This is a genomic window from Flavobacterium azooxidireducens (assembly GCF_023195775.1).
Lineage (GTDB): Bacteria > Bacteroidota > Bacteroidia > Flavobacteriales > Flavobacteriaceae > Flavobacterium > Flavobacterium azooxidireducens.
Window position 1 is genome coordinate 2,045,015 of sequence record NZ_CP096205.1, and the last position, 22,901, is coordinate 2,067,915.

15 protein-coding genes are annotated in these 22,901 nt (G+C 33.2%); 3 read left to right on the forward strand and 12 right to left on the reverse strand.

The genetic code is table 11. The annotated features are described in order from the left end of the window. Positions 1-62: 62 nt before the first annotated feature. Genes hemW through ruvC form a run of 3 tightly spaced genes read right to left on the reverse strand, consistent with a single transcriptional unit; the run spans position 63 to position 3,990 of the window. Complete coding sequence (hemW, locus tag M0M57_RS08970; protein WP_248432715.1) at positions 63-1,220, reverse strand: radical SAM family heme chaperone HemW; 1,158 nt, start codon at positions 1,218-1,220, stop codon at positions 63-65. Further along, positions 1,221-3,428 carry a KAP family P-loop NTPase fold protein gene (locus tag M0M57_RS08975; RefSeq protein WP_248432716.1) on the reverse strand — a complete coding sequence of 736 codons (2,208 nt, stop codon included), beginning with the start codon at positions 3,426-3,428 and terminating at the stop codon, positions 1,221-1,223. It abuts the gene before it with no gap. A 7-nt stretch (positions 3,429-3,435) separates the two neighbouring features. After that, entirely contained in the window at positions 3,436-3,990 is a 555-nt protein-coding gene (gene ruvC, locus M0M57_RS08980) for a crossover junction endodeoxyribonuclease RuvC (protein ID WP_248432717.1), read from the reverse strand. 20 nt (positions 3,991-4,010) lie between these two features. On the opposite strand from ruvC, the gene M0M57_RS08985 reads away from it, so the two are divergent. Continuing rightward, positions 4,011-4,976: a lysylphosphatidylglycerol synthase domain-containing protein gene (locus M0M57_RS08985; RefSeq protein WP_248432718.1), complete on the forward strand. Its 966-nt coding sequence runs from the start codon at positions 4,011-4,013 to the stop codon at positions 4,974-4,976. Continuing rightward, complete coding sequence (locus M0M57_RS08990) at positions 4,973-6,094, forward strand: glycosyltransferase family 2 protein (protein WP_248432719.1); 1,122 nt, start codon at positions 4,973-4,975, stop codon at positions 6,092-6,094. The genes M0M57_RS08985 and M0M57_RS08990 overlap by 4 nt, the downstream gene beginning before the upstream one ends. Here the strand turns inward: M0M57_RS08990 and M0M57_RS08995 are convergent. Together M0M57_RS08995 and M0M57_RS09000 are read right to left on the reverse strand one after the other, a co-directional pair. Continuing rightward, the gene (locus tag M0M57_RS08995; RefSeq protein WP_326930564.1) at positions 6,091-6,468 is read right to left on the reverse strand and encodes a hypothetical protein; all 378 of its coding nucleotides are present in this window, start codon (positions 6,466-6,468) and stop codon (positions 6,091-6,093) included. The two genes, M0M57_RS08990 and M0M57_RS08995, sit on opposite strands and share 4 nt — an antisense overlap. A gap of 148 nt (positions 6,469-6,616) precedes the next feature. Then, positions 6,617-7,780 carry a tetratricopeptide repeat protein gene (locus M0M57_RS09000; protein ID WP_248432721.1) on the reverse strand — a complete coding sequence of 388 codons (1,164 nt, stop codon included), beginning with the start codon at positions 7,778-7,780 and terminating at the stop codon, positions 6,617-6,619. Positions 7,781-7,870: 90 nt separating this feature from the next. Here M0M57_RS09000 and M0M57_RS09005 point away from each other — a divergent pair, with 90 nt between their 5' ends. Beyond that, the gene (locus tag M0M57_RS09005) at positions 7,871-8,371 is read left to right on the forward strand and encodes a DUF456 domain-containing protein (protein WP_248432722.1); all 501 of its coding nucleotides are present in this window, start codon (positions 7,871-7,873) and stop codon (positions 8,369-8,371) included. A gap of 233 nt (positions 8,372-8,604) precedes the next feature. Here the strand turns inward: M0M57_RS09005 and M0M57_RS09010 are convergent, their stop codons facing one another. From M0M57_RS09010 to M0M57_RS09040, 7 genes are all read right to left on the reverse strand, one after another. Continuing rightward, a complete protein-coding gene (locus M0M57_RS09010; RefSeq protein WP_248432723.1) occupies positions 8,605-10,917 on the reverse strand; it encodes a T9SS type A sorting domain-containing protein in 2,313 nt (770 codons plus the stop codon). 79 nt (positions 10,918-10,996) lie between these two features. After that, a complete protein-coding gene (locus M0M57_RS09015) occupies positions 10,997-12,205 on the reverse strand; it encodes a BaiN/RdsA family NAD(P)/FAD-dependent oxidoreductase (RefSeq protein ID WP_407647426.1) in 1,209 nt (402 codons plus the stop codon). After that, the gene (locus M0M57_RS09020; protein ID WP_248432724.1) at positions 12,205-12,891 is read right to left on the reverse strand and encodes a glycerophosphodiester phosphodiesterase; all 687 of its coding nucleotides are present in this window, start codon (positions 12,889-12,891) and stop codon (positions 12,205-12,207) included. The genes M0M57_RS09015 and M0M57_RS09020 overlap by 1 nt, the downstream gene beginning before the upstream one ends. Before the next feature lie 218 nt (positions 12,892-13,109). After that, positions 13,110-16,817 carry a BamA/TamA family outer membrane protein gene (locus tag M0M57_RS09025; protein WP_248432725.1) on the reverse strand — a complete coding sequence of 1,236 codons (3,708 nt, stop codon included), beginning with the start codon at positions 16,815-16,817 and terminating at the stop codon, positions 13,110-13,112. 141 nt (positions 16,818-16,958) lie between these two features. Then, complete coding sequence (locus M0M57_RS09030) at positions 16,959-18,608, reverse strand: alpha-amylase family glycosyl hydrolase (protein ID WP_248432726.1); 1,650 nt, start codon at positions 18,606-18,608, stop codon at positions 16,959-16,961. Further along, the gene (locus M0M57_RS09035) at positions 18,608-21,004 is read right to left on the reverse strand and encodes a glycoside hydrolase family 31 protein (RefSeq protein WP_248432727.1); all 2,397 of its coding nucleotides are present in this window, start codon (positions 21,002-21,004) and stop codon (positions 18,608-18,610) included. The genes M0M57_RS09030 and M0M57_RS09035 overlap by 1 nt, the downstream gene beginning before the upstream one ends. Before the next feature lie 3 nt (positions 21,005-21,007). Continuing rightward, positions 21,008-22,870: a glycoside hydrolase family 13 protein gene (locus M0M57_RS09040; RefSeq protein ID WP_248432728.1), complete on the reverse strand. Its 1,863-nt coding sequence runs from the start codon at positions 22,868-22,870 to the stop codon at positions 21,008-21,010. Positions 22,871-22,901: the final 31 nt, after the last annotated feature.

A 22,901-nucleotide genomic window follows, 5' to 3' on the forward strand; every position in this document is an offset into this window, starting at 1 on the left:
GGCGTTTATTTATTCCTTAACTCTGCGTCCTTTGCGTAAACCTTTGCGATCTTTGCGGTTAATTACTCCAAATTTAATAAAAATAAGTCTGATGCAATCCCATCACTCAAAAACTTTCCTTTTCGTGTGGTTCGCAAAATGTTTTCATCCAAAAAAAGCAAATGATCTTCGATGTATTTGGCGGCTTGTTGGTTGAGGTAATCCAAATAAGTTTGTCCAAATTCGGTTTGAATTCTATCTAACGAAATCCCCCAAATCGTTCGCAATCCCGTCATCACATATTCGTTATACCGATCGGTTTTGGATAAAATTTCGGTTTCAATCGGCAATTTTCCTTCCTGAATTGATTTGATATATATCGTATTATTAGACACATTCCAACCTCGCTTTTCTCCATCATAACTATGAGCAGACGGACCAATTCCAATGTATTTTTTACCCAACCAATAACTCGAATTGTTTTTAGAGAAATAGTTTTCCTTTCCAAAATTGGATAACTCGTAATGAATAAAACCTGCTTCTTCTAGTTTTTCAACTAAAATTTCAAAATGTTCTTGGGCAACTTCCTCTTCCGGAGGAGGAATAATTCCTTTTTGAATAAACGAATGCAAAGCTGTTTTTGGTTCCACCGTCAACGCATAACTCGAAATATGCGGAATGCCAAAAGACAAAGCGGTTTCAATATTCTGAATCCATTTTTCATTGCTCATACCTGGAATTCCGTAAATCAAATCGAGGGAAATGTTGTCGAAATGTTGAGTTGCTTCTTTCAAACAATTTTTTGCTTCATCCGCATTATGAGCACGATTCATCATCTTCAAATCATCTTCAAAAAAAGATTGAATGCCGATGGAGAGACGGTTTACTCCGATTACTTTGAGTTCCTCAAAGAGATTCCTCGTTCCTCGGAATGACAAATCGGAGGATAAGTCGTCGGGATTTGCTTCTACAGTAATCTCTGGGTTTTCAATGACGTTGTAATTTTTAAAAACTTCATCAATCAACAATCGCAAATCTTCAATTGCTAAAACTGATGGTGTTCCTCCACCAAAATAAATAGTTTCTACTATTTCATTTTTGAATTCTTCTTTTCGCAACTGAATTTCTTTTGCTAAAGCCCAAACCATCTCGTCTTTTTTCTTCATTGAAGTTGAAAAGTGAAAGTCACAATAATGGCAAGCTTGTTTGCAGAAAGGTATGTGGATGTAAATTCCTGACATTTATTTTCTATTACTCCCAAAGGCTTCATCATTTAATTCTTTTTTGAACCAATAAATAAATTGTTCAAGGTTTTCTTCCTCATTATATTCTGACACATCATCAATATAATCATAATTATTAATATCAATTTTTCTAATTAATGAATCATCTAATTCTTTAATTTTAGAAAACACGAAAACTACATCTATTAGAGTTTTCATGTATTCATAATTCTTTTTTTGTAAACCTCCATAAAAACTATTATTCCAGAAGCCAGGAAAGTTTCTAATCAATTTTTTCACTCTTTCTATGTCAGTTAAAGACTCCTTTATATGTTTATTGAAGCCTTTTTCATCATTATTCTTCCAATAATGCATAATCATTTTTACAGGATTATTTGGAATAATGTAAATTGGGTTTTCATTGTTAAATTTTCTACTTGCCTTATCAGAAATAAATTTCTCTAATTTACCTTTAAATTTTGTTTTTTCATCTTTAAATTTTCTTGTAAAATAGCAAAGTTCTTCAACATCTAGGTATTGAGCGATATTAATTGCTGTTTTTTCATTGTCATTTTTTTCATCAGCATTTAATATTATGGCAATTAATTCAATCAGACGAATTCTACTATCAATCCCAAACATATCCTCATTAGAATTAGGAATAATTGAAATGTTTTTAATTATGAATTCGTAAAAAAAATCTCTGCATTCTAAATTAGAATTTATGTTTCCATAAAATCTAATTAAATTTTGAATAGTGTAGAATGAGTTAAAGCCTGAATTTTTTATTAATTCTTTTATCTCTTCATAAAGTTTGAACTCATCATTTTCGGCAATAAATTTTTTTATTTTTAGAATAGTTGTATTCTTAATTTTCCTTTCTGTATGAAATGAAAAGTATTTATTAAAGTGAGTGACAGAATTTATATTTAAATTTTCGTCATATATAGAAATATCTACTTCTGTTGCTTTTTTATTTGGGAACAACAGATCTAATGTTTCTTTAAAATCAGGATATTTATCTATAAATTCCTTTCTGGAACCATTTATTTCTTCTTCATTAATTAAACTATGATTCTTCGCAACCCCATAATTAATTTCATCATTAAAATTTATGATAACATTTTGTCCATTAAATATAGCCATTGTTCCAAACGAGTTGTATTTTTTGATTCTAGTATATAAATCTTCATTTTTTACTTTAATCCATTCAATCCAAAACAAATCTGTCAGATTTACTTCATCTTCGAAACCAAACGCTGCAATAAAAAATCCATTTAACACTCTAATAATTTCTCTTGGAGAATTAAATTTTGATGCTGAAAATCCTTGAATTATTTCTTTAATTTCATTTTGTTTTTTTTCAATTTCTTTGAAGTCTAAATATTTAGTTATTTGATTAAATTTTTTTTCAAAAAAATATTGTAAATCTTCTTCTTCAATTTTTGGTAAATGAATAGGAATATTTATTATTTTTTCTAGAAATAATTTTCCGTCTTCAAGATTATCACCATACCTTTCCTTTATGGCTTTAGCAACATGTTCAGAATCTAAGGTTGTTATAAAAATGAAATTGTCAAAATTTGCAGTTAGTTTTATTAATTTAAGTATTGTGTAAATTTCATTTTTATCTAATCGATCTAAATCATCAACAAAAACAATTACTTTAAAATTTGCATCATTTATTGCCTCGTTAACTTTGTCTTTTAATTTTTCAAGTGTAATTTGTTCACCTGCTAAATCTTCTCCAAGAGCTTCAAAAATTTTACTTGGTTCAAATGAAACGGAAGTTCCTAAAGTCTTGGGAATTCCTATTGTTGTTGATATTTTGATAGCTTTTAAATATCTGCTATATCTAATAATTTGTTTTCCTACTTTTTGGATTTTAGTTTTTTGCTCAATGAAAAATCTTTTGGAAATACCATCAAAAAAATCAAACAACATTTCATCTTCATCGGAGTATCTCCACGGATTAAATTCAAATACTAAATATTCTTTTCCTTTCTCATTTTTTTCAAAATGCTCAATATTATACTTTACTAAATTTAAAAAAGAAGTTTTTCCTTCACCCCATTTTCCATAAATCCCAATTGTCAATGGTTCATTGTTACTGGAATTTAATTGAATGATTCTTTTAACTTTATCAGCATAGTGTTTAAAGTTAAATAAATCTTCATCAAAATTACTTATTGGATTATTCCCTAAAAAATGTTTGTTTTCTGACATAATTTATTTACTTTTTTATTCGAGCATCATTCTGTTTCACAAACGCATCCCATCCAGAATAGCTAGTAGTACCAACAATTTTCCCACTATTAAAAAAATGACAAACTGCCGCTGCTAAACCATCTGTAGAATCTAAGTTTTTTGGTAATTCTTTCAACCCTAACAATTGTTGCAACATTTTGGCGACCTGTTCTTTACTGGCGTTTCCGTTTCCGGTGATTGCCATTTTTATCTTCTTAGGTTCATATTCGGTAATCGGAATTTGTCGCGATAATCCCGCTGCCATTGCCACACCTTGTGCTCGCCCGAGTTTGAGCATGGATTGAACATTTTTACCGAAAAAAGGAGCTTCAATCGCAATTTCATCCGGATGATGTGTTTCAATCAATTCGATGGTGCGTTCAAAAATCACTTTTAACTTGGTGTAATGGTCGTCGTATTTACTCAAAATTAATTCGTTCAACTGAATGAATTCCATTTTTTTGTTCACGACTTTTATTAAACCAAATCCCATAATGGTCGTTCCGGGGTCGATGCCTAAGATGATGCGTTCGTTTGCCAATCTTTTTTGTTTAAAATTTAATGTTTCAGGTTAAAGTTTGTTTCTTTGTGTTGATGAATTCAATTCCTTACAAAGCTAAACAATTCCTGCTGGTTCTCGTCAAACTTTTGATAGTGGGCTTTGCTTTTTATTATTTGTATGCCGAATTGAGCAAAAAAAACCTAGACGATTGGCAACTTGTCTCGACTAAATTTACATTTTTTAGTTTAGTCGGAATTGTCTTTTTAAGCGTTTTAAATTGGTTTTTTGAAATTTTGAAATGGCAAAACTTAGTTAATTCTTTTTATAAAATTTCGTTGAAAGAAGCCGCTTTTCAATCGTTAGGATCATTAACTGCTTCTGTATTTACACCCAATCGAGTAGGAGAATACGGAGCCAAAATGCTGTATTTTCCAAAATCAGAAACAAAAAAAATCATTCTTTTGAATTTTATCGGAAACAGTTCTCAAATGGCTACAACTACATTTTTTGGTGTGTTGGGATTGTTTATAACAGGTTTGTTTTATGATTATTTTAGTTATAAAATCGGCTTGGTTATATTTTTATTTTTTTCGATTTTTTCGATTTTTTTCATGTTTAGAAAAAAGATTTCCATTTATGGATTTTCAGTTGAAAAATTAACTCAGAAAATTAGAACATTTCCAAGAAATTTATTGATAACTACACAGCAATTGTCTGTTATTCGATTTCTGATTTTCTCCCATCAATTTTATTTTTTATTGTTGATTTTTGGTGTTGAAATTACGTATTCTTTAGCTTTGGCAACCATTTTTTCAATGTATTTTTTAGCCTCCATTGTTCCGAGTATTCATTTGATGGATGTAGCGATAAAAGGAAGTGCTGCTGTCGTTTTATTCGGAAAATTAGGTGTCAATCAATGGACAATCGTTTCCATAACAACATTAATGTGGCTGTTGAACTTGGTTATTCCGGTTTTGATTGGAAGCCTTTTTGTAATGAAATTCAAACCAAAATTAGAACTATGATTTACCTACTAATTTTAGTGATTTCGGTTTATGTTTTTTTGATGATTTTCCTTTGGATGGGATTTAAAAAAACACCAAAATCAAATGAAAATTCATCTGTTGAAAAACTATCTTTCTCCATCGTTGTTCCATTTCGAAATGAAGCTGAAAATCTTCCGATTCTTTTAAAATCCATTGAAAAATTAAATTATCCTATTGAGAATTTTGAAGTGATTTTGGTTGATGATGAGTCGATGGATGGTTTTCGGGTTGCGAGTTTAGCTTCGCTCTGTTCGGCTTCGCCTCGGGTCGGGTTTCGGGTTTTGACCGTTGAAAATGTTAGAAAATCGAATTCACCAAAAAAAGATGCGATTCAAACCGCGATTCTTCATTCAAAATTTGACTGGATTATTACAACCGATGCCGATTGTTTAGTTCCTGAAAATTGGCTTTTGGACTTAAATAATTACATCCAAAACACCAAAAAACAAATGGTTAGCGGACCGGTTTTTTTTAAAAATAAATCTAATTTTCTGAATGATTTTCAACAAATTGAAATGATTAGTTTGCAAGCAGTTACAATAGGAAGTTTTGATTTTAATTTCGCTTTTATGTGCAACGGAGCCAATTTTGCCTATTCCAAAAATTTCTTTCAACAACTAAACGGTTTTGATGGAAATGAAAAAATTGCTAGCGGAGACGATGTGTTTTTATTGCAAAAAGCGGTTAAAAATTTTCCGGATGAAGTTGGATTTTTACTAAAACAAGACTTTCAAATCATAACTAATCAGGCAGAAAACTGGTCAGAACTTTTTCAGCAGCGTGTTCGTTGGGCTGGAAAATCAAAAGCATATTCTTCCGGTTTTGGTAAATTTGTTGCTTTGACTGTTTTGTTAGCCAATTTAGCTTTTATCACTTCTTTAATTCTACTTTTCTTCGGAGTTTTTGAAATGATAGTTTTATTGCTCTTAAAAGTTATTTCCGATTTACTATTAGCCAATCAAACCGCTCAATTTTATAAAATAAAAATGAAAAATAGTTTATTGACGGCTTTAGTTTATCCGTTTTTCAGTTCGGCCGTAGCCTTTTATTCGTTGTTTGGAAAATATGAATGGAAAGGCAGAAGCTTCAAATCTTAATCTGCTTTCAAAATCACAGGCAAAATAAATTGCGTTTTCACCGGAATTCCCTCTTTTTGAGCGGGTTCAATTTTAGGAAAATCGGTTAATCTTGCTTTGATAATACTATCAGTTTTTTGCTTATCGTAAGCTAAACTATCAGTTGGAAAAAGCGGTTCAAACGTGATTTTAGAATCCGGAAAAACAGTCACTCTTACCTCAATAGTATCTAATATTTTTGTGTTGGTTAGCAATGAATCCGGAGCAATTTTCTGGTGAATGATTTCTGTCAAGTATTTAAAGAAGCACTCTTTTTGTAATTCTTTATCCAAAATACTATCGCATTCCGCTACCAACGGATAAACGGTAACTTCGTTCCAATTGATTTCCTTCAATCTTTTTTGTAATAATTCATCCTCCGAAGGCACACGCTTTTCGAAGTATTGGCACGAAACCAAAATTGCAATGAGGAGTAAAAAACAAAAGTATTTCAAGTCAAATAATTCAAGTCAATTTGTTCAAAATTACAATTATTTTTAAAAATTAACCTTTCAAATGAATTTCTTTTTTAATTGCCTTAATTCTATGATCTACATAAGAAAGTTTTTCACTGTTCATATCCGGAAATTTAGTTTTTAAATTTTCAAATGTTTTAAGTTTCACAGCTAAATCTTTTGAAGTTTCATCGGTAATAATCGCAATTTGATAATGAGCTTCCAAATACTCCGGTTGTTCCTGAATTGTTTTTTTGTAAAACGTTAATGCTTTAGTCAAATTTCCATTTTCTTGATTAAAAAGAGCAATCGAAAAATATTCGTTTTCAAATGTCGCCTTTTTCAATTCTTTTGATAGTAGCAAATGTTTTTCGGCCTTTTTTAAGTTTTTTAAATAGCCATAATTTAAGCCGATATTGTAGTGAAAATCAGGATTATCAAGCTGTTCAAATTGAATCATCAATGCTTCAAAGGCTTCAATTGATTTTTGATGTTCTTTTAATTTTAGTAAACAAAGAGCGATTTTTTCATAAACAAATTGTTCTTTAAAATTTAATTCAATCAAATACTCAAATGCTTTTTTAGCATTCTTAAAATCAGATTTTCCATAAAGACATTGTGCTTTTAATGACAGAAAATCAGTATTTTCCGGTTGTTGTTTTAGTATTTTGTCAATAATTAGCGTTGCTTTTTCCCATCGTTCTGCTCGCATTTCAAACAAGGCTACTTTGTAATTGCTTTTTAAATGAAAATTATCCAATTCAATTACTTTTTGAAAAGTTTTTAGTGCTTGAATAATTTTTACATCTTGTTCAAAGGCCAATCCTAGATAGTAATTATAGGTTGGATTTTCGTTTTCCTTGGTTAGTTTTTCAAAAGTTGCTATCGCTTTTTTTGTTTCTTTAAGATGTAACAAAGTCTTTCCATACATAAAATTAGCCGATGAATTTAAACTATCAGCAGCTCTATAATTTTCTAAATGTTTTAAAGTGTTTATAAAATCACCATTAGCTTCATGCACTTTGGCAATTTTAAATTCCTTTATATTTTCTTTGGAAAGCGAATAGTTTTCAATGGCTTTGTTATAAAAACCCATCGAAAATAAGCTGTCGCCAACTTTTAAATGTTGAGCAAAAGATTGAAAATTTGATAAAATCAAAACAAAAAACAGAAAGATGAAATGTATAGAGATGGTATTTTTGAAAATTTTCATAAAAGTTTTGAATGTGGCTGTTACATAAAATTTTAATTACATTTGGGTTTTAAAAAAATTAAAAATAGCAAATAAATTGTAACAAAAAAAATGGATTACGCACTTTTACTCATCGCATTCATTTTAATGATAATCGGCATTCTCGGCAGTATTTTACCCGTTTTGCCCGGACCACCCATCAGTTGGGTCGGACTTTTGTTGTTGTATCTCACCAAAGCCGTGCCAATGAGTTATACCGTTTTGGGCGTAACTTTATTTGTTGCACTCGTAGTCGGGATTCTCGATTACGTCATTCCCGCCAAAGGAACCAAACGATTTGGTGGAAGCAAATACGGAATTTGGGGAACAAATATTGGCTTGATTGTTGGCATTTTTGCACCCATTCCATTCGGATTCATCATCGGTCCATTCATAGGAGCTTTTGTCGGCGAAATGATTAATGATTCCAAAGATTCTCAAAAAGCATTCAAAGCCGCAACCGGTTCTTTCATCGGGTTTTTGGCTTCCACGTTTATGAAGTTTGTAGTTTCTGTTGTGTTTTTTGGTCTCTTCCTCCTTAAAGTTTGGGAATACCGTAACGAATTATTTTAATTTTTTGTGCCTTATCGGGCTTTTCACTGCAAGTCCTCGCCCCAAAACTAAAAATGCTACAAACCGGCAAGAGCTCCCGTTGGTCGCTTTGCCACTTTAAGCATTTTAAAGTTTCGGTGCTGTGGGCTTTCCGTTTCAATCCCGGGCAGGGGTGAAGTGCTTCAAAGGAAATTTTTACTAACAGAAAATCATTCATGAAAAAAGGGCAAAATTTCTTTCACCCTTTTTCAATTTTATTGTTTCACTATTTTTTTGAGAATTCGTTGATTGGATGTTGTTGTAATTTCCACCAAATAAATTCCTTCATTAAAAGTAGAAGTATCAACTGATGCAGAATTACTTTCAATCATATTTTGTTTATAAATACGTTTTCCTAGCACATCAAAAACAGAAATTTGTTCAATAAAATCACTTCCGCTCAACTGAATCTGAAAATTGTTCTTTGTCGGATTTGGATACAGAACCACTCTTGAAACAGAAAAATCCGCAACCGATAAATTCTCAACAAATTCAGATTCTATCGTGTTAGTTATAATGGGTGGATTGTAATCAAAATAAATTTCGGCTGTATTTTCAATCATATCTCCAATCGCAAATCCCGGTTTTGGTTTAATTTTAAAGTGAATAAAACCTTGACTTAATTCTGCATCTTCGATGGTTGGCGGTAAATCAATATCTAAGAAATTCCAAACCAATTGATTATCAGTTCTTCTTACATTATACTGATGACTGGCATTTAGCATTTCAAAAGTTGTTTCATCTAAACTGTTTTGCAATGTGTCTTCAATTCTGATAAATTCTGCTGCAGCTGTTCCGGTATTTTCAAAACGAATGGTGTAATAAAGATAATCGTCTGCCGTAAAATCCGCAAACACAATTTTTCCACCATGCGATTCGTTTTTATCATTTGGATCATACGAACCAACTACAACTTGTGATAAGGAGAACGTGTTGTTTGTTAAATTAACCTCATTTTCAATCGCTTCTATAGAAACGGAATTGGTTAAAACATCACCTAAGTTTACAGTTGGCATTGTTGGCACTTGCATCGTAACAGTTAGATAACGAGTTTCAAACGGAGCCAAGTCTGAATAGCTATAATCAAAACCAGAAGCAGTTGATACTATACTAATTTCTGACACAGATATAATAGTAACATCATTATCTTTTGTAAAACTTATATTTCCAAAAGGAACAGTTGTATAACTATTGTTTTTGATAGCAATAGTATTTGTATAAGTAAATCCAGGTCTTGGTTGCGAATTTGCAAATAGTGTAACACTTACATCGGCATACGGTTGAATGGATGTAATAGGGAAATAATAGGTTGATAAACCACTTCCTTCAGGAGCAGTAATGTTTGAATAAGTTGCGGTGGATGAAAAATAAGCAGCTAAAGCATCATTCACTTCAAAACTAAAGTCGTAACTATTATCCGGGTTGGATTCAAAAATTGTAAAATTACCATTTCCTGAATTTCCATAAATAGTTTCGCCTGAATTATTTATTTCATAAACAAATGAACCGCTATTAAATAGTATTTCCTCTTCCTCTTTTGTACCATTATTGTTTTCGTCAACAAAAGCAATTAAATTTAATTGTTCCGGACATTGACCGTTGTTGGTGCAATCTATAGTACAAAAATGTAAAGGATCGGTCATTGAAATTGCAACCGTGCCATTAATAAAACAATGTGATGAAACATAAACTGAATAACAGGTGTTGGGAATTAAACTTGTAAAAGTAAAATTAGGGGTTTGTGTTATTAGATTGTTTGCTCCATTAAAAGGTTCTCCATATGGAACTAAGATAAGACTCCAATAAGCCGGTACATTAGCACTTTCTGGTAGACTAGACCAAGTTATTGTTGTTGAAGTATCCGTTATGTTGTTTGCAGTTAAGTTTACGGCAGATTGACAATCTAAATTGCAATTATGTGTGTTTAAAGTAAGTGTCGTAGTTGCAAAACAGCCAGTAAGAGAATCTTCTGCCCTTACAAAAAGGATTTCAACAGGAAATTGTAAAGGAACATACGTGTTGTTTGGAATAGGATTTGAATTTAGTTCTGCTTCTATTAATGTTTCATAAAAACTTACTGTTAATGACGATGCTCCATTAGTAATTTGAGGAATAGCCTCCTCTAAATTATAAATTGGCAATTCATTTGGGTCACACCAAAAAAGTTCCGCTGAAGAAGGATTTGGTATTTGATTTAACTGTAATTCAAAATAGGTAAATTCAACTTCACTTGTTTGACTATTTTCAACTCGAACATAAATTATTTGTGGATTATTTATGTTTATGTAAGAAGTGGGATTTGTAATTGCAGTGGTATTATTATCTGCATCTGATTGCGTTTCATGATAAGTAACTGTATAGTCAATTGGATTTGAAACAGTACTTAAAATGATTGGTTGATTAATTGTTAAATCAAATGCTGCTGCTCCGCCCAGACCACATGCAGTTAAATCGGGAGGAGTTGTAATTTGTGCAAAAAAAGAGTTCGATACTAAAAGAAGAAAAACGAAAAGTAAAGTTTTTTTCATCGTATTGGTTTTGGTTAATCAAATATAATTGATTTTTAGATAATTGTAATTATTTGAATGTGAATTCTTTGGTTTTGAATTAGAGTTTAGTGATACTTTCACTCACAATAAACCCACTCGTCCACGCATTTTGAAAATTGAACCCGCCAGTAATGGCATCAATATTTACAATTTCTCCGGCAAAATATACTTTTGGAAGTAATTTACTTTCCATCGTTTTAAAATTAATTTCCTTTAAATCGATTCCACCTGCGGTAACAAATTCTTCTTTAAAAGTACTTTTTCCGTTTACTTGAAATTTTCCATTCGTCAATTGCAAGGTTAAATTTTGAAGTTGTTTTTTAGACAAATCGGCCCACTTGGTTTCCAACGAAATTTCTGAAGCCAAAACCAAACTTTCCCATAAACGATTCGGGAAATCAAAAGGGGATTTTTTGACTACGATTTTTTTGGCATGTTCTAATTTTAAATCTTTCAACTGGTTTTCAGTTTCTTCTAAAGTGGCATCATTGAGCCAATTGACTTCTAATATAAATTGGTAATTTTTATCAAATAATTCTCTTGCTCCCCAAGCGGAAAGTCGCAAAATTCCCGGACCACTCATTCCCCAATGTGTGATCAAAAGCGGTCCCGAAGCCGAAAGTTTTGAGTTTTGCACCTTTACAGAAGCAAAAGCCGATAAACCCATTAAATCCTTAATTCGTTTGTCTTTAATGTTAAATGTAAATAGGGAAGGAACCGGCGGAACAATGGAATGACCTAATCTTTCAAGCATTTCCCAAATTTTTGGATTGCTTCCGGTGGTCATCACTAAATTTTCACAACGAAAAGTTTGCTGATTGGTTTCTACTTTCCAATTATCTTCCGAACGAAAAATAGACTGCACACTTTGACCGGTTAAGATTTCAATTTTATGTTTTTGGGTTGCATTTAAAAAACAATCAATAATGGTTTGCGAAGAATCTGAAACCGGAAACATCCGTCCATCTTCTTCAATTTTTAATTCTACACCATGTTTTTCAAACCATTCAATCGTATCGCCGGAACAAAATTGATGAAACGGACCTCGCAATTCTTTTTCGCCACGCGGATAAAATTTCACTAAATCGTTTGGAACAAAACAAGCGTGAGTTACATTGCAACGTCCGCCACCGGAAACACGCACTTTCGTGAGCACTTCCTTTCCACGTTCAAGAATCGCAATTTTATAGTTAGGATTTTTTTCGGCGAGGTTGATAGCGGTAAAAAAACCGGCTGCACCACCACCTATAATCAGGACATCATACATTAGTGTAATCTTTCGGGGAAATTACAAAAAATTCCATCCACACCCAATTCTGTAACAAATTTAATGTCTGTTGGTTCGTTAACCGTATAAGTGTAAATAAGAAAACCTTCGTCGTGAATTCGTTGACTATTTTCTTCTGTTAACGTTTTCCACCACGGATTGATGGCAACAGCTTTTAACTTTTTTCCTATCTCAATTGCATCTATAGGATTTTCTTCCGTTAGAATTGCGATAGATATTTTATCATCCAATTTTCTGAATGTTTCCAATTCATCCCATACAAAACTGGAAATCACAAAATCATCTTTCTTCCAACCTTCTTGATAGTATTTTTCCAATAATTCAAAAGTAGGTTTTGCTGTGTTTTTTCCTTTTAATTCAATGTTAAGAGGTACTTTTTTGTCAATCGTTTTAATAACTTCTTCTAACGTTGGAATTTGATGGTTTCCTTTCACTACCACTTTTTGTAATTCTTCAAGCGTAAAATCTTCAATCTTCCCGGAAGTATTAGTTAAACTGTCTAAAGTTTCATCATGAAAAACAACCAGCTCACCGCTTTTTATCAAAAAAACATCAATTTCAATCATATCCACATTTAACTCCAATGCTTTTTTAACGGAAGCAATCGTGTTTTCTGTTTCGTGTCCCATCGCACCTCGATGACCAATGTTGAGTGGTTTTTTCATTTTAGAGCAATTCATTAATGTCAAAGCGAAGATAACTAACAAATAGAAATTTGATTTCATTGGAAAAGATTTTCACAAAGTTTAGAAATCAATTTCACAAAGCTTATTTTTCAGCATCAAGATTAGGTTAATTTTTAGCCGCTGATTCGCTGATTTTTTCAAACTCAATCAGCGAATCAGCGGCTGTCAAAAAAATATTCGTGAATTCGTGGTAAAACCTAAAAATTAAATTTCATCCCAAACGCAATCCTACCTCCATCACTCGAATGAAAATACGAAAGTGTAGAAGAAATCATGTTACTGCTATTTAACCACAATCCAAACCCGGTTGATTGATGCCACTTTGAAGTGCTTTCGCCAGGAAACCAAACTCTTCCATAATCAAATCCAACAAAAGCACCATAATTTACAGGAGCAAATGGGTTTTTAATTTGTCCGATTGCATACCGCAAATCGGTTCCTTGAAAAGCAGCTGTTTTTCCGGAAAAGCGATTGTCTCTAAATCCTCGTAAATCATTATCGCCACCCAAATTAGCCGCTTGATAAAATTCGTAATCAGAACTAAAAAGTGATTTTCCTTTTATGGTAGTTTCCAAAATCCATTGAGCATCCGGTGTCAATCGGAATACAAAGTTTACAGCAGCTTCGGCCGAAGGAACTTGTCTTGAAAAATCACCCAAATTTGCATTCCATTTTCCTAAAACCTGAAAGCCCATTCCCAACGAAGGAATAAAATGATTGTCATAATTTTTGAATTGATATTCTAATCCAACACCGGCAAAATTTTGATAATCAAAAACACGTTCATCTACAACTCCGGTTGAAATAAATCGTTCGGGTGTGTCTTCCACTTTGTAGGCTTCAAAATTTACACGACCAGTAAAACTGGAACTTTTGGTTTTTTGCCATACCAATCCGGGACTCACTTTGTAGGAAGCAATCCGAACCCGATTGAAATCAAATTCATCAGCATCATTGTTGGTGGCGTTTCCAAAACCAAAAAAGTTTTGTACAAAATTAGAGCTGGTCGCTTGAGCATCAATTACCAAATCAAAAAAGGAAAATGCTTTTTTTACAATTCCGGAATAACCTAATTCATAGCCTTTGGTAGCAAAATAATAGTTGAGATCGGCTGTGTGTTTTTGTGAAAACGGATTGCCTAAATATCCTTTTTTGGTAAAATCTAATCGAACGCCTAATCGAATGCCGTCATCAGGGTTATAGCCAACTAAAGGAACTCCGGTAAATTCATCAAAATTTGGTTTTTTATAATTGTAGGTGTTTGTTTCATAATCGTTTGAAAGTAAGACAGTTGTTTTCTTATCTACATTCAATATATTATTTGATTTGAAATCATGGATTTTGACTTTTTTACCGTTTTCAATCACATACGAATCTTGATTCAAACCACCAATTAATCTAATCTTGACGTTGCTGAATTCTTTTCCTTCCATACTAAATTCGTCTTTTCCTTCTAAGCCAAAAAGCCATATTTCTTTGGTTTGTTTTTTGGTAAATGTTTTTTCATACACAATGTTGGCGGGTACTTTTTTCCCATTATAAACCACAACAGAAGTTTTGCCGTTGGATAAACGATTAATCACAAAAACATCATCTTGCATTGTTCCAACAATCAACGTTTTTTTGTCTAATAACTTTTGATAATGTTGAGCGGTTTGATTTAATTTTTTGAGACGATTTCTCAAATACAATTTCAGTTTGGAAGTCGTTTCGTCCTGCAATTCATAAGGCAATTGTAAAAATGCTTTATTAATGATATCGTTGGTTAAATTGTCTTGAATAAATTTTGCCTGTTTTTCCCATGCTTTTTCATCAATATCCGATAAAAGAGCTAAGTCCAAAGCATACGCTTGTTTGTTGAATTCTTTGGTTTTTTTGTGATTATAAGAGTAGGAATGCATTTGTCCCATGGCCGGAATACTTTTCAAAAGCCATAAAAAGGCTCCGTCGTATTTGGCAAAAGCTTGGTCGCGATTCAACGGTATCGGGCGATAAATTGTTTTTCCTTTTTCTTGATGAACGCCCCATCGCCAATTTTTTTCCTGTCTATCACCATCGCCGATGAGCATATCAAAAAGACGAGCTCGGATATAATTTTCTTTGTCAACCACATGATTTTTATCGGTTCTAATGTTGTGAAGCATTTCATCCGTATCAATAATCGAAGACGGTTTTCCGAAAGTAGAAAGGCTTTTTTGAGAAGAATTTATTTTCTCTGAAATCAAATATAAATTACCACCAAAATTTTCGTTGTAATTGCCTAAGCTATTTTGATTAGGAACAAAAAATAATTTCGGTTGAGTTGAACTAACGCCAATCGCCTTAGAAAGTCCTGAAATAACTAACGGCGTAAACGGATGAATAGTTGTAAAATAATCCCTCAAAAAATCTTCTGAAAGAGCATTATCGGCCTGGTTTTTTTGTTTTTCATTTTTATAAGCTAACGATTTAAAAAACGAAGAAGCATCTTTTTCGAGCGGAGTCATTACAAATTCTTTTCCGTTTTTATCTTTTAACAAAAGGGAATTTGTTGTTCCTTCATTATCCAAACCGATTGGTTTTAAACCGCCATAAAGCGTGTCTAAACCAACAGTTCTTAATGCAATTTCTTGTTTATAATAGCCTTTGTAATGTTTTCCCCAAAGAAATTGATAAACGTCGCTTTTTCGACTAACCGGCTTTCCGAAAATAGATCTTTTTATTGTAGGGTCAAATTGTTTAGGATAATTTTGATGTTTGATGTTTAGCTCCGGTTCTCTAATTTTTTGTTTAAAAAGTAACACTTCTTTTCGGTTGGAAGTAGTGTAATAAGAAACGGTTGAAGCTCCGTTTTCATACACATCTACCACGGCATAGCCATAGCCTCCATAGCTAAAATCTTTTGGGTTAACTGCTCTTGCTGCTGAAAAATGAGCACCGGAACCACTTATGATTTGCTGAATTCCGTCTTTGTTGATGTACTGCAAGTTTTGTTCATGACCGGAAACTACGACAACATGATTGTATTTTTGAACGGTGGCTTTTATTCTATCGGCCATTTCGCGATAGGAAGCATGTTGCAAATCCTCGGTTTTATAGCCGCTTGCTTTTCGGAAAAGGTTATAAAAACTTCCGGCAATTGGAAGCGGAATTTTAGTATCAAACGGAAAAAGTTGTTCGTCCAAGGAATACTGACCGCCATAAATTCCGTTACTCAAAAGTGGGTGATGAATGGCTAAGAGAATTGTTTTTTCTTGATTTTCCAAAAGATGACTGTCGAGTTCATCAAAAAATTGTTCACGGGTTTTAATGCTACATCCTTTGTTGATTTCGGTGTGCTCATTCCAATCTTCCAAAAACCATTGCGAGTCGATGGCAACCAATTCAACTTCATTACTCAACGAAATAAATTCGATTCCGCATGCATTTTGAGGAATTAGTTTGCTTTCCTTTTTCTTATATTTTGAAATAAAATTTTCTTGAGCCAAAATGGAAGAAGTCGAATTTCCCCAATCGCTTTTGCCGGGAATAAAAAATACTTTTCCTTTGAATTTTTCGGTTAAATTTAATTGAGACGTGATTTTTTCTTCCGCTTTTGTTTTGTTTTGATTGAATCCGTTTAACGGAAAAATATTATCGCCTAAAAAAAGAGTCGTACTATTTTTTGAAGCTTTTTCCAATCTTTTTTTAAAATTGGATAGGGAAGGAGTCGCTCCATCATTTTGAGTATTAGCTGCGTTTCCCGTTAAAAAAACCGAATAAACAATGGTGGTTGTATCAAGTGTTTGATTACTGTAAAAAGATGTTGCCTGACTTCCCATTTGGGTTTTGTAGGAAGTGCAAGCGGTTAATAATCCAATAAAAAACACAAGAATAATTCGTTGGAGAAGTGGCTTTGAAACAGAATTTATGCTGAAAAAATTCATTAAAAAGGTTGTTTTTTATTGATGTGTTCAAATATAGGAATAAAGCAATTAATCTTTTAACTCTAAAAAAAATGATTTAAAAAAAGCGTTTACAATCTTTTTGATTATAAACGCTTTTGGTTAGGTAAAAGTATTTTGAATTTATTTTCTCTCCAATAATACAATTCCCATTTGACTATCAATTATCACTTTTCCATCTTTTACAATAGTTGAAATTCCGGAAAAAGCATCGTGAACTTCTGTTCCATCTTCAAAAATGGATGAGACATTAATTTCTTTTTTTCCGAAAGGCAATTCCAAACCAATTACCACTTTATCGGTAAAATCTCCTTTTGTAAATGTTCTGCTAAAAGTATAAAACGGAGCTTTTGAAATTTCTTTATGAATTCCTGCTCCAATCGCCGGATGATTTTTTCGGAATTGACCAATTTTTTGAAAGTGTGTCAATACGTTTTTGGTGTTTTCATTGGTTTTAATATCTTCCCAATTCATAAACGAACGCAAGGTAGCATCACCTTCGGTTCCTTCAATTTCTAACGAACGAGCTGTTTCATCGCCATAATACACTTGCGAAATTCCGGGTGTTAATAATAATTTTGTGCCGGCATCGAAGGCTTTTTCTCTTTTCTTGTCAAATGGCCAACCATCATCGTGGGATGAAACATAATTCATCACACTCAACCCTTTTAAATCGGAACTTAAAACCGAAGAATAAGTATTGAAAAGTTCTTCGTACGGTTTATTGGCATCGCCTTTAAAATCAAAATTGATGAGTGACCCAAATCCGTTTTCAAAATAGTTTACTTTTTTGTCGCCAAAATTGTAAAGTTGCTTGCCACTGATGCCGTAACCGTACACTTCACCTACGATAAAAAATTCATTATCGTCCAACACTTTAGCAGGATTGTCTTTTTTGTATTGTGTAAAAGCGTCTTTACACACTTTTTCAAAATCAGCCCAAACATCTTCGGTGGTGTGTTTTACTGTATCCACTCGATAACCATCAATTCCATAATCGGTGATGTAATCGGACAACCATTTCATGATATAATATTTCGGAGCTCTTGGATAACCTGTTCGCTTGAAAAATTCATCTAACTCGGCTACTTCTTGCTCATAACGACCTTCTTTTTTCCATTTTTCAACTAAAGCTGGAGGTAATTCCACATCTTCATTGCTTTCTGTTTTAATGTCCGGAAGGTTTTCAACTAGCGTACAATCAATGTAATTTTGATAGGTGTCATACGAACATTTCGGTCCGGTTCGCACCCAACTTTCCGGCCAAACGGGATCTAAATCAGTTACTGGTCCGGTATGATTAATCACGGCATCCAACACAATTCGGATTCCTTTGGCATGAGCTTTTTCAACCAATTCTTTCAAATCATCTTTTGATCCAAAACTTGGGTCGATTGCTGTCCAATCTTTAGTCCAGTAGCCGTGGAAACCATACGAATTTCCTGTTCCTTCATCCACTGATCCGTGAATTTGTTCTACAACAGGTGTCATCCAAATGGCATTAATTCCCAAATCGCTAAAATAGCCTTCATCGATTTTTTGCGTAATCCCTTTGATATCGCCACCCATAAAATTACGGAGAACGCCGGTTTCTTTATCTCTTCGAATGATTGAGTCATTTTCAGGATTTCCGTTGTTAAATCGGTCGATAAGTAGGAAGTACAAATTGGCACCTTCCCAAACAAAAGGTGTTTGCACTTGAACGGTTTCTTTTTTTGGTGAACATCCTACAATCATACAACATAAGATTAGTGTGGAAAAGAATTGTTTCATTATAATTTAATTTTTATGTTCATGTTATTAGTGCTTAGCAAATAATCAAATTCCAATTTTTTTGATTTTTTATCGTATTGAAATTTCATTTTTTTATCATTGATGATGATGGATTTCGGTTTTTTATTCAACTGATAAATATGAAATTTACCTGCTTTTCCTTTTGATTTTAATGAATTACTTTTTATCGAAAGAAGAAGTTCTTTTTCTGATATTTCTGTTTCGCAAGTCAGCAGTTCAGGATTATTTTCAGTTGAATTATTTCCTTCGTCAAAATAAAATTGGCGTTCGCTTGAAGTTACTTTTTCATCAAAATAAAGATGTAAATCTAAGTTTGAATTTAGATAATTGTTGCTTGTTTGCACAACTTTTGTCATCGGAATCAAAACGCCACTTCGCACAAAAGTTGGAATATGATTTTCGGTTACATTTATTTTTTCGGTTGAACCACCGACGTATTTTTTATTCGAATAAAAATCTATCCAATTTCCATTTTTAGGAAAATAAACTTCCTTCGTTGATTGTTTCGCTTCCATAATCGGATAAATCAGAAAATCTTTTCCCCATAAATAGCCATCGGATTTAGTCAATAATGCTTCATTTTCAGGTTCTTCAAAAAACAGCGGACGCATTAAAGGTTTTCCGGTTTTCGAATTTTCATAAGCCAAACTATAATTGTAAGGAAGCATTTGATAACGCAATTCAATCGCTTGTTTTGCTAAGTTTTTCGCCCAATCACTTCTGAAAATCGGTTCAGAAGCTACATCCGATTGTGCATGCGGACGAAAGATCGGATTGAAAACACCGTATTGCAACCAACGTACATATAATTCGTCATCTAAATTTGCCCCCGCAAAGCCCCCCAAATCAGAATGCATGTAGGCCAAACCTTGCATTCCCATTTGTAATGAAATTTCCACTTGACCTGATAATCCACCCCAAGTTCTGTTCACATCGCCACTCCACGGAATCATTCCATAACGCTGCGAACCCGAATAACCGGAACGCATCAATATAAAAGGTCTTTGCGTTGGAAAATCGTTGCGATAGCCTTCAAAAACTAATTTTGCCCAGTTGTGTCCGTAAATATTGTGTACTTCATCAGCGGTTCCGCCAAATGTATTTGCTGCTGCGGGAAAAACTTCGGGTTCACCCAAATCGCCCCAAACGCCACTTACACCTTTGTTGGCTAAATCTCGGTAAATATCCCAAAACCAATTTTTTCCTGTTGGTTTAAAAATGTCAATGATACCGGTGTTTCCAAAATAAAAATCATAGGTAAAAGGATTTCCAACGGAATCTGTTGCGATAATTTTTTTCTCAACGGCTTCTTGCCACTTCTTAGAAGTTGTTAAAATAAATGGTTCTGTAATCGGAATGGTTTTGATTCCCATTTTAGAAAAATCATCCACCATTTTTTCAAAAGTTGGGAAACTGTCTCGATACACTTCCAAATTGCCCATCGTGCCTTGCAATTCTTTTCCAAACCAATAAAGATCTAAGATTATCGCATCTACCGGAATTTTTTCGTCTTGAAATTTCTTGATGGTTCTTCTAGCTTCCGCTTCGGAGTGATAGCCAAAACGTGAGGAGAAATTGCCTAAAGCCCAACGAGGAGGTAACGGCTGTCTTCCGGTTAATTCGGTGTAATTGTAAATTAAATCTTCCCAAGTATTGCCCACAATCACTTGATAGGTTTTTCTGCCGGAAATGCTTTCGTATTCCAACACATTCTCTTTTTTACTATCCAAATCCAAATAACCAATCGGAGCATTATCAAAATGAACCATATATTTTTGCGAAGATATGACGATTGGAATCGTAAAATTCATCAATTCTGAATGGGTTTCGTAACCATAATCGGCTCGGTTGTAAAGAGCCAATCGGTTGCCACGACGGTTCATTCCTAAAACTCTTGCTCCACCACCATACAATTTTTCGGTTGCATTGATGTTGAATTGAATGACTTCGGTTGAATCATATACAATATTCCCTTTTACTCTTTCGAGTGGTTCGTGTTTGCGTTTGAAATAACCTAATTTTTCGGAAAGAAGTAATTCACCTTTTTTGTAATATGAAATTTTAAAAGGAGATTTTGCAATTTGAACTTCTAAATTATTAGTTTTAATTTCTAAATAATCCGTTGATTGTTTAAATTCAAAACCATTATTGTCCGGTTTTAAAACAACAGCGTGCGAATTTGGATTGAATTTTTCTCCGTTTGGAACGAAAGTAGTTTCAACAATTTTATCATTATATAATTGAAGAAAATACATTCCATCGGAAGTTTTTACTTCCAAAACGTTTTCATTTAATTGATGGGAAATGTATTTTCGATTTACATTTTGAGCAAATCCAATTGTTGAAAGTAATAATAGAAGAAAGAGTTTTTTCATTCTTTAATTCATTTTTGTCGTAAAAAGATAGGCTCCTTTTTTGTTTATAGTCAATTCTTTATCCCAAATAATTTCTTCTCCGGTTAAGATATTTTTCATTTTTTTACCTTCAAAACCTAATTCTTTATATGTAGAAAGATCAACTTTTGCAGATTCATTTTTATTTAAAATTAAAACAACAATTTCATCATTCAACATTCTAAATAAGGTATAAACGCCATTATTTGGTGCAAAATGAATCGTTTTTCCGTCGTGAATAGCTTTACTGTTTTTTCTATAATTTAAAATTTTAGTCAAATAGCTTTGCATATCTTTTTTTTCTGAAGAAAGTCCATCGCCAGTAAAAGCATTTACTTTATCACCTTTCCATCCACCCGGAAAATCTGTTCGGATTAAGCCGTGATCACCTGGTTTTGCCGTGTTTTGCATTAGAATTTCTGTTCCATAATACAACTGTGGAATTCTTGGTAAAACTAAATAAGTAGCCAAAGCCATTTTTGTGTTTTCAACATTTTCCTCCATTTGTGTAAAAATGCGGTCCATATCGTGATTATCCGGAAAAATCATAATGTCTTTTGGCGAAGCATAATGAAAATCGTTGGCTAAACCATCGTAAATTTTCGCCAAACCTTTGTCCCAACTTTCTGTTTCTTTAATGGCTTGCGGAATGAGTGTTTGCATTGCAAAATCCATCGTTGAACGCAAATTCGATTCGTAACCGTCTTTATTATTTGCTCCTTTTTGCCAATAGCCAATGAGCAACGGATTCGAACTCCATTCTTCTCCAACAATATTAAAATTAGGATATTCATTCATAATTTCGCCAGCCCAATTCGACATAAAAACTTTGTCAGGATATGGATAAGTGTCTTGACGGATACCGCTCAAATGAAGTGTTTCAATCCACCAAATGCTGTTTTGGATGATGTATTTTGCCAAAAACGGATTACGTTGATTCAAATCGGGCATTGAAGAAACAAACCAACCATCGGCCATTTCTTTTTTGTCTTTTTCGGAAGCATACAAATCTTGGTTGCTTGTTCTTCGGTGATTGGAAGTGACGTATTTTTTTTCTTTTTCAAACAGTTCTTGATAATTTACCCAATCTGAAAAAGGTAAATCTTTCATCCACCAGTGTTCGCTACCGCAATGATTGGCCACTTGATCCATAATGAGTTTCATACCATTTTGATGAAGTTTTTCGGATAGATTTTTATAATCAGTTAAAGTTCCAAATCGTGGATCTACTTGATAAAAATCGGTCATCGCATAGCCGTGATACGAACCACCTTTCATATCATTTGTCAAAACCGGAGTTGGCCAAATAGCGGTAAATCCTAAGTTTTTGATGTAATCAATATGGTCTGTAATCCCTTGAATATCGCCGCCGTGACGTTTGTAATCGTGGGTTCTGTCTAACGTAGTTTCTTGCATCGATTTTACGACATCATTCGCTTCATTTCCGTTGGCAAAACGATCAGGAGTGATGAGGTAAATGGCATCAGAACTATTGAAACCGATGAAATCTTCTGAAGGTTTAGATTTTGGTTTTAATTCGTACGATTGTGTGATTTTTTTGCCTTTTTCTGATTCAAAAACAATATTGAATTTTCCCGGTTTTGTAGATTTATCAATTTTAACATCGATAAATAAGTAGTTCGGACTTTTAGCTTTGTGAACTTTGATGATTGAAACACCATCGTATGAAATTTTTGGTGTTGCATTTCCGATGTTCGGATGATGCACGAGCAATTGCAGGTTTTCATTTTTAAATCCTGTCCACCAGTTAGGTGGTTCAATTCGATTGACTTGAGCAGATAAAAATGAAAATGCGAGACAAAACAGAAGTAATGAAATTTTTTTCATGATTGATTGTTTTATCTCGCAAAGTCGCAGA